Genomic DNA, 16,272 nt, shown 5'->3' on the forward strand with positions numbered 1-16,272 from the left:
CATGGGATTCAGTGCTTTTTTTCAGTGCTGTGATTTTCAACACTGAGTGGGTCAACGTAGTGATAGTAACGCTCGATGGCATCACGGGTAATGATACCTGAAATACGCTGATGCTTTGGTCGATTGCCGTGTACCACGTAGAGCGCATCCAGGGTATCCGCCTGCAATGTTAAAAACGCTTCCGAAAGCGTTGCCTGCAAAGCGATAGGCGACATCTCTAGACGCTGCCCAGGAACTTCAAGCAAGTCGATCAATTCATCTTCTCGTGGGGTTTCTCCCTCAAGCGCTTTATCGTGCTCCAGCAACCAGCGGGCAAGTTCCGCAGCCTTTAACGCCAGCACCGGTTTTTCACTGCTTGAGCGCTCAATCACCAGCCAAACGGGGCTAGTTTCTAACAAACGACGGGCATGGGCTGGCGTTATCATGCGCTCAGTACGCACCAGCTGCCGCTCCATCACCGCGGGCACAGAAACCCGCGAAAGCGCCTGCATCAACGGCTGCTGAAGGGGGTGCAAACCGTAACGTACCGAGCTAATAAAAAAGCCCTCACAGCCTATTAGCTGGCGTGACGTTAAGCAGGCCACTACGACCACTAACATGCCCGGCAGCATAATGTTCGGCGAGTGGGTTAGCTCAAGCAGCGCCATCAACGCTGCCAGCGGCGCTTGAAGCACCGCCCCCATCATCGCTGCCATCCCCAGCATGGCATACACCCCAGGGTCTGCGGCTTTATCTGGCCATAGCCAACCGCCTAACATCCCCCCTAACGCGCCAGTGGCAGCGCCTATCACTAGTACCGGGCCAATAATGCCAATGGGTACTCCCCCCGCGACGGTAATCGCGGTAATCAGCAGTTTGGCAATCATCAGGGCAAACAGCACATTGAGTTCAAGCTGATTATTAAGTGCCGCGGCAACGCTGTCGTAACCAATGCCCTGCACTTCGGGAAACCACCAGGCCACGGCGCCGGTTGCAACACCCACCAGCGCTAAGCGCAGCCATAGTGGCCACGCCTGCAGCTGTTGGCTGCGAGATATGTGAATGAACAGCCCCGCCAACAGGCCAATCACCAACCCTATCACCACCACCCAAGGCAGGTTCATCAATGAACCCAACGCCACTTCGGGGATACGAAATGCGGGTTCGTTGCCATAAGCCATTTGGGCCACCAGCGCGCCCATGGTCGATGCCAGAATAACCGGCATAAAGCTCATCAGGGTGTACTCCATCATCACCACCTCCATGGCGAAGATCACCCCAGCAATCGGCGTGTTAAACGAGGCTGAAATGCCCGCGGCGGTACCGCAGGCAACTAATACGCGCAGGCTATTGTTAGGCAAGCGAAGCTTAAGACCTAAGCCGCTGGATGCAGCAGCGCCCAAGTGGATAGCAGGCCCTTCACGCCCAGCAGAAAGCCCACCTAAAACAGACACTGCCCCCACCCACCACTGGTTTAACCAGTTGCGCAGGGGAAAACGCCCTTGGTGATAGGTAAGGCGCTCAATGACATGCCCTACCCCCAACTTACGTGCCGTGGCTTTTTGACGATATAGCAGCGTGCCCACGAGGCTTACCGCTACTATTGGCAGTAGCGCCCGCAGCCATGGTGCCAAACCTTCAAAGGCTTCCGGGTCACCCTCAGGCATATAGAGCGCCGCGCCCGCCTCGAGCAGTAAGCGAAAGGCTACCATCAACGCGCCAGTAATCACTCCTGACATCAGCCCCAGCACGCATAGCTGCGGTAGGGCATCCACGTTCGCTAATTGGCGACGAAAACTCTCTAAGGTGAAATCTGATCGGGAAAAGCGTGCCACAGCGACCATCCTTGCGCTTAGGTTACGAAGGGTTCTATCAGGGTACCCGAGTTAGCTAACACAGTGGTTATTAGGGTTCGTACCATTGAGCGCTCTTATGGGGGACGCCTCTTGTGTATCATAGCTTGATACGCTTCGACAGCCTGTTTCCATTTAATAAGGCTGTTTATGACTAGCGCTTTATTGTTAAGACATAACGTGCTCAACGCGCAAGGAGTGGTTTGTGATTAAGGTTGGTATTGTCGGCGGTACGGGTTACACCGGTGTAGAGCTCTTAAGGCTTCTCGCCCAGCACCCCCACGTTAGCGTAGAAGCGATTACCTCACGATCGGAAGCGGGCGTTAAGGTGTGCGATATGTACCCCAACCTGCGCGGCCACTACGATACGCTGGCGTTTAGCGAACCCGATGCCAACGCACTAGGGGCGATGGATGCCGTGTTTTTTGCCACACCCCACGGCGTGGCCCACGCCCTTGCCGGGGAACTGCTCGATAACGGTACGCGGGTCATCGACCTATCGGCGGATTTTCGCCTGCGCGATGCAGCGGAGTGGAGCCAATGGTACGACCAGCCCCACGGCGCACCAGAGCTTCTAAAAGAAGCCGTCTACGGCCTGCCAGAAATGCATCGTGAAGCGATTAAAAATGCCCGCTTAATTGCCGTACCTGGCTGCTATCCAACGGCTGTTCAACTTGGCTACCTGCCGCTTTTAGAAGCTGGACTAATCGACCCAAGCCAGCTAATCGCCGACTGTAAATCAGGGGTTACCGGCGCTGGCCGTGGGGCCAAAGTGGCGTCACTTTTAGCTGAAGCCAGCGAATCCATGAAAGCCTATGGCGCGGCGGGTCATCGTCATTTACCGGAAATTCGCCAAGGCTTGGGGGATATGCAGCAACATCCGGTAGGACTCACCTTTGTCCCCCACCTAACACCGATGATTCGCGGTATTCACGCGACGCTCTACAGCACACTCACCAGTGAACCCGACGATTTACAGGCGCTGTTTGAGCAGCGTTATGCCAACGAACCGTTTGTGGATGTAATGCCTGCAGGTAGCCACCCGGAAACACGCAGCGTGAAAGGCAACAATACCTGCCGTTTAGCTATCCACCGTCCGGGCAACGGCAATACCGTCGTGGTGCTCTCGGTAATTGATAACCTGGTCAAAGGCGCTTCGGGCCAGGCGATTCAAAATCTCAACTTAATGTTTGGTTTTGAAGAGAATACCGGCCTAACAGCCCCCGCCTTAATGCCGTAAGCCTTCACTAATTCCCAGCAATAGTTGACCCTTTTGCTGGGAATTACCCATAATAATTCTCTAATGCCGATTATTCGTTCTTTAAAGCTCGCGGGAGGTACCCATGAGCGGTGCAGAAGCTTTTGTTCCAACCCCTCTACTTTTATCTGATAGCGCACGCAGTCGTATCAACGCGTTAATTGAAGAAGAGAGCAACCCAGCGCTGAAACTACGCGTTTACGTGACCGGCGGCGGCTGTTCAGGGTTTCAATACGGTTTTGATTTCGCTGAAAACGTCGCCGAAGACGATACGCTTATCGAGTTTGGCACTGCCACTCTGGTGGTCGATCCACTCTCCTATCAGTATTTAGTCGGCTCAACCATCGATTACGAAGAAGGTCTTGCCGGCGCGCGTTTCCGGGTGCAAAACCCCAACGCCACCACCACCTGCGGCTGTGGCGCCTCTTTTATGGTCTAACCAACGTTGGTAGCAAGCTCTCCCCGTGACTTGACGCCTTGGCGGTTTCTCGCCAAGGTTAAAAGGTCAATAACGGTTGTTAACCCGATTTTTAAAGAAACACCTTCTTTAAATATCGCTAACAACAACATAAAACACGGGGAAACTAATGAAACTCACTATTCAAAAGTCGGTCATTGCCACTGCTGTCACCTTTGGTCTTGCCAGCATGGCTACCTCCGCCATGGCCGAGACGCCCACCGTCAACGTGGTCACCGACCCAAGCTTTGTCCCTTTTGAAATGATGGATCCCGAAACCGGTGAAATGATCGGTTTCGATATGGATATCATTAATGAAGTCGCCGATCGTGCAGGCTTTGAGGTCAACCTAACTACCATGGAATTCGCCGGAATTATTCCAGCCGTGCAAACCGGTAGCCAAGAGATTGCCATTGCAGGTGTCACGATTACCGAAGAGCGCGCAGAGATCGTCGATTTCTCCGACCCCTACTACGACTCAGGTCTGCAAATCATTGTCCGAGCGGATAACGATGATGTTGAAACCATCGAAGACCTCGCCGGCCTCACCATTGCTACCCGTATCGGCTCCACCAGCTACGACTTCCTTCAAGAGCAGCTGGGTGACGATGCCGACATCACCCCCTATCCCGGTAACAGCGATATGTATATGGCGCTGTTAGGCCGTAACGTCGACGCTGCCTTTTACGATGCCCCTAACGTTGCCTACTTCTCCCAAACCCGGGGCGAAGGCCGCACTAAAGTGGTCGGCCCGCTGTATGAAGGCCAGCAGTACGGCATCGTGTTCCATAAAGGCAGCCAGTGGGTAGAACCCGCTAACGAAGCGCTGGCAGCCATGCGCGAAGATGGCACCTACGATGAAATCTACGAAAAGTGGTTCGGTGAAACGCCCAGCGACGATTAATCCTTCGTTATACAGTGAATGACTAATACAGGGCCGGGCGGCCTCGCCCCCGGCCCTGCGTTGTTTGGTTGCCTTTCAGGAGAAAGACACGTGGACGTCACTTTTCAGTTTGATTGGGCGGCAGCGTTTCGCTCAATTCCCCACTTGCTGCCAGGTATCCCCTGGACGCTTATGATTTCGTTTGGCGGTCTCGCCATCGGCTTCTTTATCGGGATTTTATTCGGCCTACTGCGCATCAGCCGCCATCGCTGGTTACGCTGGCCCGCCATTTTCTATGTCGAAGTATTTCGCGGGACCCCTATTCTTGTTCAGGTGCTGTTTATTTTTTATGGCTTGCCGCAGCTACTGGGCAGCCCTATTAACGCGTTGGTGGCCGGTATTGCCGCCATTGCTATTAATTCAGGGGCATATATCTCTGAAATTGTGCGTGGTGGGGTTCAATCCATCGAACGAGGCCAAAGCGAGGCATCGCTCTCGCTCGGGCTATCCCGCTCCCAAGCGTTTCGCTACGTCATTTGGCCCCAAGCGTTTCGCCGCATGATCCCGCCCTTGGGCAACCAAGGTATTATCAGTATTAAGGACACATCGCTGTTTTCCGTTATCGGGGTAGGTGAGCTGGTACGCCAAGGCCAGATCTATATTGCGACCACGTTTACCGCCCTTGAGGTCTACTTCATGGTGGCGCTAATGTACCTCGCCATTACCTGGACTCTCTCCATCTTGCTGCGTCAATTAGAGCGCAGAGGCCTCGTCGGACAATAAGGACAAGCGCAATGAATAACGCAACACAGCCCATTGTGCGTATGCAGCAGCTCAACAAGCATTTTGGCAGCCTGCACGTACTCAATAATATTGATCTTGAGATTGTTCCTGGTGAGGTGGTCGTCGTGATTGGTGCCAGTGGCTCCGGTAAATCGACGTTGATTCGCTGCATTAACGGCCTAGAAGAGTTTCAATCTGGCTCGCTAGTGGTGGATAGCAATGAACTGCTACCCCACGGCAAAAGCGGCAAAGCGCTGCAAACCATTCGTACCGAAGTGGGCATGGTGTTTCAGCAATTTAACCTGTTTCCCCACCTAAGCGTGCGGGACAATATCACCCTTGCTCCGATGAAAGTGCGCGGCTGGAGCCGCCAGGACGCCCAAGAAACGGCTCAACGACTGCTTGAGCGCGTGGGCATTGCCGATCAAGCTGATAAGTACCCAAGCCAGCTCTCTGGTGGCCAGCAACAGCGCGTTGCGCTAGCCCGTGCGTTGGCCATGGAACCACGGCTAATGCTGTTCGATGAGCCAACCTCAGCGCTTGACCCTGAAATGATCGGTGAAGTACTGGATGCCATGCGTGAACTAGCTAAAGAGGGCATGACCATGGTGATCGTCACCCACGAAATGAGCTTTGCACGAGAGGTGGCTGACCGGATTATTTTTATTCACAAAGGAGAAATCACCGAGCAAGGTTCCCCTGAACAACTCTTCGATACCCCACAACATGAGCGTACCCAATCATTTTTAGCACGCGTGTTAAAGCATTAGGGGGACCGAAAACCACTAATATCTGCCCGTTTTATGGCCTGTCAGTGCGACAGGCCATTTTTTTTGCCTGTGGATACTATTTTTTAGTTTTGTAACTCTTCGGCTCTACATCCCTTGCCATGGACACCTATCAGCACTTCTAGTGTTCGGCTGATGCCTTGTTCACAGGTGCGGTAACAAACTCGGTATGGCGAGGTGGATAACCTCTTATTAGCTGGCCCTGTGTGTAAGTCACTTTTTCATCCACAGCTCAAACACCGCTTCTACGCAGGCACTCCTCCGTTTAAACGCCTAAATACCAACAATTTAAATAAATGTTTTTATTGGGAAAAAGTTAGTTATGCACAGATTTTGTCCACACCAGTAATTACAGCATTAACAGAACTTCTCTTATATATTTTTATTTTGTTATTAATAATAGGTGAAGTAGTTATTTGGGGTGTGGAAAAACCTGACGGTTACCCACAGGAGGTTTATACTGGCGAGCTTATTTCGTCAGTATCGATTTACTGACCACATCATCCGTGCCAACTGGCACAAGACGAGGTGTCTCTTGAACTATCCCGACCGCTTTGACGTGATTGTCATCGGCGGTGGCCATGCGGGAACTGAAGCCGCATTGGCCTCTGCTCGTATGGGTTGTCAAACCCTATTGCTGACCCACAACATCGAGACGCTCGGCCAAATGTCGTGCAACCCGGCGATTGGTGGGATCGGCAAAAGCCACCTGGTGAAAGAAATCGATGCACTTGGTGGTGCAATGGGGCTAGCCACGGACCTCGGCGGCATCCAGTTTCGTGTGCTTAACGCACGCAAAGGACCAGCAGTACGAGCAACCCGCGCTCAAGCGGACCGCATTCGCTACAAATCAGCCATTCGCGGCATGCTGGAAAACCAGCCCAACCTGACGATTTTTCAGCAGGCGGCAGGTGATCTGATTGTGGATAATCACACCGTACGCGGCGTCGTGACCGAAACAGGCATTCGCTTCCACGCGGAATCTGTCGTGCTCTCAACCGGTACCTTCCTGGGTGGTGTTATCCACATCGGGTTAGATCAAAGCCGCGGTGGCCGCGCGGGTGACCCACCTTCGAACGCGCTTGCAGAGCGGCTGCGTGCGTTGCCGTTTCACGTTGACCGGCTGAAAACCGGGACGCCGCCACGTATCGATGCCAAGACGGTTGATTTTTCCCAATTGGAAGAGCAGCCAGGCGATACGCCTACTCCGGTGATGTCTTACCTCGGCTCCCGGGAAATGCATCCCCAGCAGGTGAGCTGCCATATCGCGCACACCAACGAGCGTACCCACGAGATTATTCTGGGTAACTTAGATCGTTCGCCGATGTACTCCGGCGTGATTGAAGGGATTGGTCCGCGCTACTGCCCGTCGATTGAGGACAAAGTGCACCGCTTTGCCGATAAATCGAGCCATCAGGTGTTTATCGAACCTGAAGGGTTAGATACCCACGAACTCTATCCCAACGGCATTTCAACCTCGCTGCCTTTTGATGTGCAGCTACAGGTCGTGCGCTCGATCAAAGGCTTAGAAAACGCGTACATTACGCGTCCTGGCTATGCCATCGAGTACGATTTCTTCGATCCGCGGGATTTGAAACACTCGCTGGAAACTAAATTTATCCACAACCTGTTTTTTGCCGGGCAAATCAACGGCACTACCGGCTATGAAGAAGCAGGTGCCCAGGGGCTGCTGGCTGGCCTAAACGCCGCACGGCGCGCAAAACAGCTTGAGGCGTGGTACCCCCGCCGTGATGAAGCCTACCTGGGCGTACTGGTAGATGACTTAATCACCATGGGCACCAAAGAGCCCTACCGCATGTTCACATCTCGGGCGGAATACCGTCTTCTGCTACGCGAAGACAACGCCGATCTTCGCCTGACCGAAAAAGGCCGTGAACTTGGTCTGGTAGACGATACCCGCTGGGCAGCCTTTAGCGAGAAACGCGAAGCCATCGAGCGTGAAACAGCGCGGCTAGCCACCGTATGGGTGCAGCCAAATACCCCTGCAGCAGATAAAATTGCTGAAAAAACCGGCAAGCCATTGCCACGTGAGTACTGCTTAAGCGATCTACTCAAGCGTCCTGAACTTACTTACGCTGATATTTCAACGTTGCCTGGTTTGGAAGAGGCTGGCGTTGAAGACGATGCCGTTACTGAGCAAGTACAAATTCAGGCGAAATACCAGGGTTACATCGAGCGTCAACAGGACGAGATCGATAAGCTAAAGCGTCATGAAGCAACGCCGCTACCTGCTGGACTAGACTATGACCGCGTAGAGGGCCTCTCTAACGAGATTCGCCAGAAGCTGAGTGAAGCACGACCGGAAACGCTGGCACATGCAGCACGCATCTCGGGCGTAACGCCCTCGGCGATATCGATTTTATTAGTCCATTTGAAAAAGCGTCGTTTGGTGAGTAGTTCTGAGGTAGTTAACGGATGAACCCTTTGCAGCCTCTGATAAAGAGCTTACCCACTGGCGTTGCGCCCCGTTTGGATGAAGGCTTGGCCGCGCTTAATGTGGGCGCTACCCCCTTGCAGCGCGAACAGCTGCTGGCGCTGTTGGCTTTGTTGCATAAGTGGAACAAGGCTTATAACCTCACCGCAGTGCGTGATGTGGAAGAGATGGTCTCCCGTCACGTGCTTGATAGCGCCGCTGTGGCTCCTTATGTGCATGGGCCAAGGTTGCTTGATGTAGGCGCTGGGCCAGGGCTGCCGGGATTAGTGTTAGCAATTCTCAAGCCTGAACTGCAGGTAACGCTGCTTGATAGCAACGGTAAGAAAGTACGCTTTCAACGCCAAGCGGTGATGGAGTTAGCCCTTAACAACGTCACACCCACCCAAGTGCGCGTTGAGCAGTTTAACGGCCAGGCGTTTGACCAAGTCATTTCACGCGCGTTTGCTAGCTTGGTGGATTTTGTCACGCTCACCCAAGCATTACCGGCGGCAGACGGACAGTGGCTAGCCATGAAAGGCCCCGGCGCCGATGAAGAATTGAAACAATTACCTCCAGGTATCGTGCTCCAAGAGCGTCATCTGTTGAGCGTACCTTTTGAAACGGCCGAGCGGCAGCTGTTGATTCTGACCCCAAAAGGAGTTGAGTAGTGAGCCAGATCATTGCCCTGACCAACCAAAAAGGCGGCGTGGGCAAATCCACCTCAGCCGTAAATCTAGCGGCCAGCTTGGCAGCGCTGGATCGCCGTGTACTGCTGGTTGATTTAGACCCACAAGGGCATGCCAGTATGGGCAGCGGCATCGACAAATATGAGCTGGATAAAAGCGTTCTCGATGTACTGCTGGGGGAGGCAACTGCGAACGAAGTTATCGTGCGTAACCTGCCGGTAAAGTTTGATGTGTTGCCCGGCAACGGCGATTTGACCGCGGCCGAAGTAGAGCTACTGGACATCGACCAGCGCCAAAGCCGTTTATCGCTAGCGCTTAACGCGGTGGCCGATGACTACGATGTGGTGCTCATCGACTGTCCGCCGTCGCTTAATATGCTTACCGTTAACGCACTGACAGCAGCGGATGGCGTACTCATCCCGCTTCAATGCGAGTTTTACGCGCTGGAAGGGTTGTCAGCACTGCTTGATACAGTGGAGCAGATCAAACAGAGTGTTAACCCTGAGCTGGCGATTTCTGGCATTTTGCGCACCATGTACGATAAGCGCACCAGCTTAACTCGGGAAGTTGACAAACAGCTGCGGGAATTTTTCGGTGATGCGTTGTTAAAAACGACTATTCCGCGCAATGTAAAAGTTGCTGAGGCGCCTAGTCACGGGCTTCCTGTGACTCAATACGCGCGCTTTTCACGCGGCAGCCAGGCATATCGGGTGCTAGCGAAAGAGATGATTCGTCGACTGTCGCTATAACGATGTCGCAGTTACGTATTGCTAAAAGTTCGAGGGGAAGCGAATGACGCGTAAACGCGCGCTAGGACGTGGCCTGGATGCCCTGATTGGTGCGGGCGCCCGTCGTCGTGACAGTTTAGATTTAACCGGTGGTGCTACGCTAGATAGCGCAGGCGCTCCGTTATTGCCAGCTGCCTCCCATGATGCGTCAGCGGAACGCCTAGAGCGTCTGCCCTTAGGCCAGCTTTCCCGCGGCAAGTATCAGCCTCGCCGGGATATCCAGCCCGAAGCACTGGAAGAACTCGCGGATTCTATTCGCGCCCAAGGGGTTATGCAGCCCATTGTGGTGCGTCCCGTAGGGAAGGAGCGCTACGAAATTATTGCCGGTGAACGGCGCTGGCGTGCTGCTCAGCTGGCAGAACTGGATGTAATCCCGGCGGTTATTCGCGATGTCACCGATGAAGTTGCCCTTGCCCTGGCGCTGATTGAAAACATTCAGCGTGAGAACCTTAACGCCATCGAAGAAGCCCTAGCGCTAAAACGCTTAGGTGATGAATTTGAGCTGACTCAACAGCAAATAGCCGATGCGGTGGGTAAATCGCGTACTCAGGTCTCTAACTTATTGCGCTTATTAGCGCTGGATCCTGAAGTACAAACGTTGCTTGAGCGCGGTGATCTCGATATGGGGCATGCACGGGCGCTGCTATCGCTAAACAGCGCACAGCAACGTCAGGTTGCCCATGAGGTGGTCAATAATGACCTTACTGTGCGGGCGACCGAAGCGTTGGTCAAAAAGGTTCAAACTAGCCAAGCGCCTATCCCGCCTCAGTCACGTACAGCTAAAACGCCAGACGTTGCAAGATTAGAAACTCATTTAGGTGAGCTATTAGGTGCGCCTGTCTCGATAGATCACGGGCAGAAAGGCAAAGGCAAAGTCACTATTCGCTATACCAGTCTCGAAGAATTAGACGGTATCTTGGCGCACATTAAATAGCAGGCTTATAAAATAGGCGGGTTATATAGCCATTTCTTTAACCCTTTGGTCGCAAGTAGTTGCTAAAACGCGTCAAATCCGTGCAACTTCGGTTGAAGGTGTGATAGCGCTTCCCTATAATCCGCCGGTGTTTGTTAAAAGGTTATGTGGGACGATAGGCGTCAGGCAATAACGCTCAACGCTGGTAAAAGCAGTAGGGGGTAGTGATCAACGTGCAAAATGTCTCTACTGCTAAACGCCGCACGTTAGATTTTAAAAGGCTATTTCAAGCCCAGTTAATAGTAACAGCCCTCATTATGGCACTTGCTGGCGGCGTATCAGGCAGCCAAGCAGCACTATCAGCCTTGATGGGTGGCGTGGTTAGCATATTGCCAGGCATCTATTTTGTGTGGCGTGGTCTACGCCGCACAGGTCGGCAATCTAAACAAAATGTACTGAATTTTTATCAGGCAGCTGCAGGTAAGTTTGGTTTGACGGTGGCGCTATTCGTGATTGTGCTAGTATCAGTGCCCCCTTCAAACCCAGCTTTTTTCTTTGTCGCCTATGTGGTGGCCCAACTCATGTACTGGCTAGCACCTTGGCTCGTACGTGAGCGGTCAACCCCTTAAACTTGAGGAAGCAGTATGGCAGCGGATAACGAAATATCGGCCATCTATTACATACAGCACCACCTCCAGAACCTCACGTTCGGTAAGCATCCGGAAAATGGCTGGTCGCTTGCGTCCACCTCTGCCGAAGCCACTGAAATGGGATTTTGGGCTATCCATTTGGATACGATGGGTTGGTCTATTGGCATGGGTGCTCTGTTCCTATGGCTATTTCATAAGGCGGGTAAAGCAGCCACGACAGGCGTCCCCAGCGGTCTGCAGAACGCAGTGGAAATGGTTGTCGAGTTCATCGAAGGCCTAACACGCTCCACGTTTCATGGTCACAATAAAAATATTGGGCCAATCGCGTTGACGCTTTTCATGTGGATTTTGCTCATGAACAGCTTAAAACTGCTACCGGTGGACTACTTGCCTGAAATGTTTGGCAAGCTTGGCTTCGAGTATATGAAAATAGTACCGACCACTGATATCAATGCCACGTTAGGCATGGCAATCGGTGTGTTCTTAATGATTATTTACTACAGCTGCAAAGTGAAAGGGGTTGCTGGTTTTGCGAAAGAACTAGCGCTGACACCTTTCAATACTTGGCTGCTTGCACCGTTCAACCTGATCCTTGAGATCGTAGGGTTGTTGGTAAAACCAATCAGCCTTGGCTTCCGTTTGTTTGGCGCCATGTTCGCTGGTGAAGTTATCTTCATCCTGATCGCCCTGTTACCCTTCTGGGCAATTTGGATGTTGGATGTGCCTTGGGCCATCTTCCACATTTTGGTGATTTCGTTGCAGGCCTTTATTTTTACAACGCTGACGGTTGTATATTTAAGTGCCGCCCACGAGCATCACTGAACCAGAGCAACGTTTTGCACAATACCCTTAACCCTTGAAACTAACGCACTATCAGGAGCTTTAAAATGGAAATCGTCTACCTTGCTGCCGCCTTCATCATCAGTGTTAGCGCCCTGACTACTGGCTTTGGCTTTGCCATGCTGGGTGGCAAACTGCTTGACAACACAGCACGTCAGCCTGAGTTAAGCGACCAGCTACAAACCAAAACCTTCATCATGGCGGGTCTGCTTGACGCCGTTCCGATGATCGGTGTTGGTATCGCGATGTACCTGATCTTCGTTGTTGCCGGTTAATGCAGCTTAACCGAGCGGCTATCCGCTCGGTTTTGTTTCACTCCGGTCGCCACGAATTTGTCAGAGGTACATCCCTGTGAATATCAACATGACGCTTATCGGGCAAACGATCGCCTTCGCGATCTTTGTCTGGTTTTGCATAAAATATGTGTGGCCTCCGATCAGCAACGCGCTTCATGAGCGTCAAAAGAAAATTGCTGATGGCTTGGACGCAGCTAGCCGTGCTACCCGTGATCTTGAGCTAGCTCAAGAGCGTGCAGAACAGACGCTGCGTGAAAGCAAAGAGCAGGCATCTCAAATTCTCGAGCAAGCCAACAAGCGCTCTGCCCAAATGGTCGAAGAAGCCCGCGAACAAGCGCGTGCGGAAGGCGAGCGTTTGGTAGCCGGCGCTCGGGCAGAAATTGAGCAAGAAATTAATCGCGCTAAAGACGAACTGCGTGCACAGGTTTCCCACCTTGCGATCGTAGGCGCTGAGCGTGTTCTTGAAGCCTCTGTTGACGAGAAAGCGCACCGCGACTTGCTTGATAAGCTTGCCGCTGAACTGTAAGGAGGTGACCCATGGCGGAACAATCTACCGTCGCTCGTCCTTACGCCAACGCGGCGTTTGAATACGCGCGCGATCATCAGGCGCTTGACGCTTGGTCACAGGCACTGGCAATGGCGGGATCAATCGTCAAAGATCGTCAAGTTGCTGGCCTGTTAGGTAGCCCTAAACTCAGCAGTGAAAAGAAAGTGGAACTGTTGGCAGAAATGCTGACCGACAACGCAGATGATGCGTTCAAACGCTTTCTGACCACCTTAGCTGATCAGCGCCGCTTAGCGACGCTGGATGCTATTGCTGATCAGTTTGAGCGCCTACGCGCAGAGCATGAAAAGCGTATCGACGTCACTGTGGTTTCAGCTTACAAGCTGGACAGCAAGCAGAAGACCAAGCTAGCAACCGCGCTCAAGAAACGTCTGAATCGCGAAATCTCCATTACTACTCAGGTGGACAAGTCGCTTATTGGCGGTGTCATCCTGCGTGCCGGCGACACCGTCATTGACGGGTCGGTGCGTGGTCGATTGAACCGCCTTTCCGAAGCGCTGACCATTTGAGTCTGAGGGACATGGCATGCAGCAACTGAATCCTTCCGAGATCAGCGACATCATCAAGCAGCGAATTGAGAAGCTTGACGTCGCATCCGAAGCCCGTAATCAGGGCACCATCGTCAGCGTTTCCGACGGTATCGTGAAAATTCACGGCCTCGAAGACGCGATGTTTGGTGAAATGATTGAATTCCCCAACAGCATTTTCGGCATGGTACTTAACCTGGAGCGTGACTCCGTAGGTGCCGTTGTCCTGGGTGACTACCTGCAGCTTGAAGAAGGCATGACCGCCCAGTGTACCGGTCGTATTCTTGAAGTGCCGGTGGGCCCTGAGCTGATTGGTCGTGTTGTCGATGCGTTGGGTAACCCCATCGATGGCAAAGGCGACATCAACGCGAAAATGACCGACGCGGTAGAAAAAGTAGCGCCCGGCGTTATTACCCGTCAGTCCGTTGATGAGCCAATCCAAACCGGTTTGAAATCTATCGATGCCATGGTACCAATCGGTCGTGGTCAGCGTGAGCTGATCATCGGTGACCGTCAGATTGGTAAGTCCGCTATTGCTATCGATGCGATCATCAACCAGAAAGGCAAAGGCGTTACCTGTGTCTACGTAGCCATCGGTCAAAAGCAGTCGACCATTGCTAACGTCGTCCGCAAGCTTGAAGAGCATGGCGCGATGGAACATACCATCGTTGTCGCTGCTGGCGCTGCCGATCCGGCACCCATGCAGTTCCTGGCCGCTTATTCTGGCTGCACCATGGGTGAGTACTTCCGCGACCGCGGTGAAGACGCACTGATCGTTTATGATGATCTATCCAAGCAGGCTGTGGCTTATCGCCAGGTGTCCTTGCTGCTGCGTCGTCCGCCGGGCCGTGAAGCCTACCCTGGTGACGTTTTCTATCTCCACTCGCGTCTGCTGGAGCGCGCTGCCCGCGTTAACGCTGACTACGTAGAGAAGTTCACTAACGGTGAAGTGAAAGGTAAAACCGGTTCTTTAACCGCGCTACCGATCATTGAAACCCAGGGTGGCGACGTATCAGCATTCGTTCCGACCAACGTGATTTCGATCACCGATGGTCAGATCTTCCTGGAAACTAACCTGTTTAACTCCGGTATTCGTCCGGCGATTAACGCAGGTCTCTCGGTTTCTCGTGTTGGTGGTGCTGCACAGACTAAAATCATCAAGAAACTGGGCGGTAGTGTGCGTCTGGCATTGGCTCAGTACCGTGAACTGGCGGCGTTCTCGCAGTTTGCGTCTGATCTTGATGAAGCAACGCGCAAGCAGCTTGAGCACGGTCAGCGTGTTACGGAGCTGATGAAGCAGAATCAGTACTCGCCGATGTCTGTGGCGCAAATGGCGCTGTCTCTGTACGCCGCTAACGAAGGTCACCTGGATGATGTGAGCGTCGATAAAGTGTTGGACTTCGAGCGTGCCCTGCACGACTACATGAAGTCTGAGCACGGCGACCTGCTCGACAAGATCAACCAGACCGGCGACTACAATGGCGAGATTCAGGACGGCTTGAAGTCGGGTCTCGAGAAGTTCAAGGCGACTCAGAGCTGGTAATGTCCGGCCCGCCTGCGGGCGGGCTAGCATGCTTTCTGAGAGCCACGAACGAAGGGTAGATCGCTATGGCAGCTGCAAAAGAGATACGCACCCAGATCGGGAGCATTAAAAATACGCAGAAGATTACCAGCGCCATGGAAATGGTGGCTGCATCGAAAATGCGTAAAGCACAAGATCTGATGAAGGCCAGTCAGCCCTATGCTAATCAGATCCGTAACGTGGTTGCTCACATTGCGGATGCTGATATTGAGCAGGACGACAAACACCGTTATATGGTGGAGCGCCCCGTCAGCCGTGTCGGTTACATTGTGGTATCTACCGACCGCGGCCTATGTGGCGGCTTAAACGTCAACTTGTTTAAGGCGGTATTGAAAGATGCCATGGCCTGGAAACAAGAGGGTGTTGAGCTGGATTTCTGTGCCCTTGGCTCGAAAGCCGGTGCCTTTTTCCGTAACTACGGGGGCAATCTGGTTGCCGCCAAAAGCGGGTTAGGGGGAGCACCGACGGTTGAGGGTCTGATCGGTAGTATCAAGGTCATGCTCGAAGCGTACGACGACGGGCGTTTAGACCGTCTGTACGTGGTATATAACGAATTCGTTAATACCATGACACAGCGTCCCGTTGTACGTCAGATTCTTCCGTTATCGCCCGATATGGGCGCTGAAGCGAAGCATGACGAAGAAAACGCCCGTCCCGGAAGCTGGGACTACCTGTATGAACCGGATGCCAAGGCGTTGCTAGACAGCCTGTTGGTTCGATTCATCGAATCGCAGGTGTATCAGGCGGTAGTCGAAAACGGTGCGTGCGAGCAGGCCGCCCGAATGATCGCTATGAAGAGTGCCACTGATAACGCGGGCAACCTGATCGACGATCTGGAGATGGTATACAACAAGGCCCGTCAGGCCGCCATCACCCAGGAAATTTCTGAGATCGTCGGCGGCGCTTCTGCCGTATAACGCCTAGGGAGCTAGCCAATGCTTAGGTGGCTCCCGGCAGACAGGTTTCATTTGCAGGTTTTTGAGAGGAACC

18 protein-coding genes are annotated in these 16,272 nt (G+C 53.0%); 17 read left to right on the forward strand and 1 reads right to left on the reverse strand.

What is annotated here, in order from left to right; translation table 11 throughout:
• Positions 1-8: 8 nt before the first annotated feature.
• A complete protein-coding gene (locus BB497_03950; GenBank protein ID AVI64250.1) occupies positions 9-1,814 on the reverse strand; it encodes a Cl- channel voltage-gated family protein in 1,806 nt (601 codons plus the stop codon).
• Positions 1,815-2,037: 223 nt separating this feature from the next.
• Between BB497_03950 and BB497_03955 the strand changes: the two genes are divergently transcribed.
• The 17 genes from BB497_03955 to BB497_04035 all read left to right on the forward strand — a co-directional run bounded on the left by BB497_03955 (position 2,038) and on the right by BB497_04035 (position 16,199).
• Positions 2,038-3,072: an N-acetyl-gamma-glutamyl-phosphate reductase gene (locus BB497_03955; GenBank protein AVI61912.1), complete on the forward strand. Its 1,035-nt coding sequence runs from the start codon at positions 2,038-2,040 to the stop codon at positions 3,070-3,072.
• A gap of 103 nt (positions 3,073-3,175) precedes the next feature.
• Positions 3,176-3,529, forward strand: a complete 354-nt coding sequence (locus BB497_03960) for an iron-sulfur cluster insertion protein ErpA (GenBank protein ID AVI61913.1) — start codon at positions 3,176-3,178, stop codon at positions 3,527-3,529.
• Between the two features lie 148 nt (positions 3,530-3,677).
• Positions 3,678-4,451, forward strand: coding sequence for a hypothetical protein (locus BB497_03965; protein ID AVI61914.1), 774 nt, complete (start codon positions 3,678-3,680; stop codon positions 4,449-4,451).
• Positions 4,452-4,541: 90 nt separating this feature from the next.
• Complete coding sequence (locus BB497_03970; GenBank protein AVI61915.1) at positions 4,542-5,213, forward strand: nickel transporter; 672 nt, start codon at positions 4,542-4,544, stop codon at positions 5,211-5,213.
• A gap of 11 nt (positions 5,214-5,224) precedes the next feature.
• Complete coding sequence (locus tag BB497_03975; GenBank protein ID AVI61916.1) at positions 5,225-5,983, forward strand: peptide ABC transporter ATP-binding protein; 759 nt, start codon at positions 5,225-5,227, stop codon at positions 5,981-5,983.
• 195 nt (positions 5,984-6,178) lie between these two features.
• On the forward strand, positions 6,179-6,496 hold the full coding sequence (locus tag BB497_03980) for a hypothetical protein (GenBank protein AVI61917.1): 318 nt from the start codon (positions 6,179-6,181) through the stop codon (positions 6,494-6,496).
• A gap of 40 nt (positions 6,497-6,536) precedes the next feature.
• Complete coding sequence (locus BB497_03985) at positions 6,537-8,441, forward strand: tRNA uridine(34) 5-carboxymethylaminomethyl synthesis enzyme MnmG (GenBank protein ID AVI61918.1); 1,905 nt, start codon at positions 6,537-6,539, stop codon at positions 8,439-8,441.
• Positions 8,438-9,103, forward strand: a complete 666-nt coding sequence (locus tag BB497_03990; GenBank protein AVI61919.1) for a 16S rRNA (guanine(527)-N(7))-methyltransferase — start codon at positions 8,438-8,440, stop codon at positions 9,101-9,103. Before BB497_03985 ends, BB497_03990 begins: the two co-directional genes overlap by 4 nt.
• Complete coding sequence (locus BB497_03995; GenBank protein AVI61920.1) at positions 9,103-9,870, forward strand: chromosome partitioning protein; 768 nt, start codon at positions 9,103-9,105, stop codon at positions 9,868-9,870. Before BB497_03990 ends, BB497_03995 begins: the two co-directional genes overlap by 1 nt.
• Positions 9,871-9,913: 43 nt before the next feature.
• Positions 9,914-10,843, forward strand: coding sequence for a chromosome partitioning protein ParB (locus tag BB497_04000; GenBank protein ID AVI61921.1), 930 nt, complete (start codon positions 9,914-9,916; stop codon positions 10,841-10,843).
• A 203-nt stretch (positions 10,844-11,046) separates the two neighbouring features.
• Positions 11,047-11,451, forward strand: a complete 405-nt coding sequence (locus BB497_04005; protein AVI61922.1) for a F0F1 ATP synthase assembly protein I — start codon at positions 11,047-11,049, stop codon at positions 11,449-11,451.
• A 15-nt stretch (positions 11,452-11,466) separates the two neighbouring features.
• Complete coding sequence (locus BB497_04010; protein ID AVI61923.1) at positions 11,467-12,294, forward strand: F0F1 ATP synthase subunit A; 828 nt, start codon at positions 11,467-11,469, stop codon at positions 12,292-12,294.
• Between the two features lie 65 nt (positions 12,295-12,359).
• Positions 12,360-12,587 (forward strand): F0F1 ATP synthase subunit C, encoded by a 228-nt coding sequence (locus BB497_04015; protein ID AVI61924.1) that lies wholly within the window; start codon positions 12,360-12,362, stop codon positions 12,585-12,587.
• 76 nt (positions 12,588-12,663) lie between these two features.
• Positions 12,664-13,134, forward strand: coding sequence for a F0F1 ATP synthase subunit B (locus BB497_04020; protein AVI61925.1), 471 nt, complete (start codon positions 12,664-12,666; stop codon positions 13,132-13,134).
• A gap of 11 nt (positions 13,135-13,145) precedes the next feature.
• The gene (locus tag BB497_04025; protein AVI61926.1) at positions 13,146-13,682 is read left to right on the forward strand and encodes a F0F1 ATP synthase subunit delta; all 537 of its coding nucleotides are present in this window, start codon (positions 13,146-13,148) and stop codon (positions 13,680-13,682) included.
• Positions 13,683-13,698: 16 nt separating this feature from the next.
• Positions 13,699-15,243, forward strand: coding sequence for a F0F1 ATP synthase subunit alpha (locus tag BB497_04030; protein AVI61927.1), 1,545 nt, complete (start codon positions 13,699-13,701; stop codon positions 15,241-15,243).
• 65 nt (positions 15,244-15,308) lie between these two features.
• Entirely contained in the window at positions 15,309-16,199 is an 891-nt protein-coding gene (locus tag BB497_04035; protein ID AVI61928.1) for a F0F1 ATP synthase subunit gamma, read from the forward strand.
• The last annotated feature ends 73 nt before the right edge of the window (positions 16,200-16,272 follow it).

The organism is Halomonas sp. GFAJ-1, assembly GCA_002966495.1.
Taxonomy (GTDB): Bacteria; Pseudomonadota; Gammaproteobacteria; order Pseudomonadales; family Halomonadaceae; genus Vreelandella.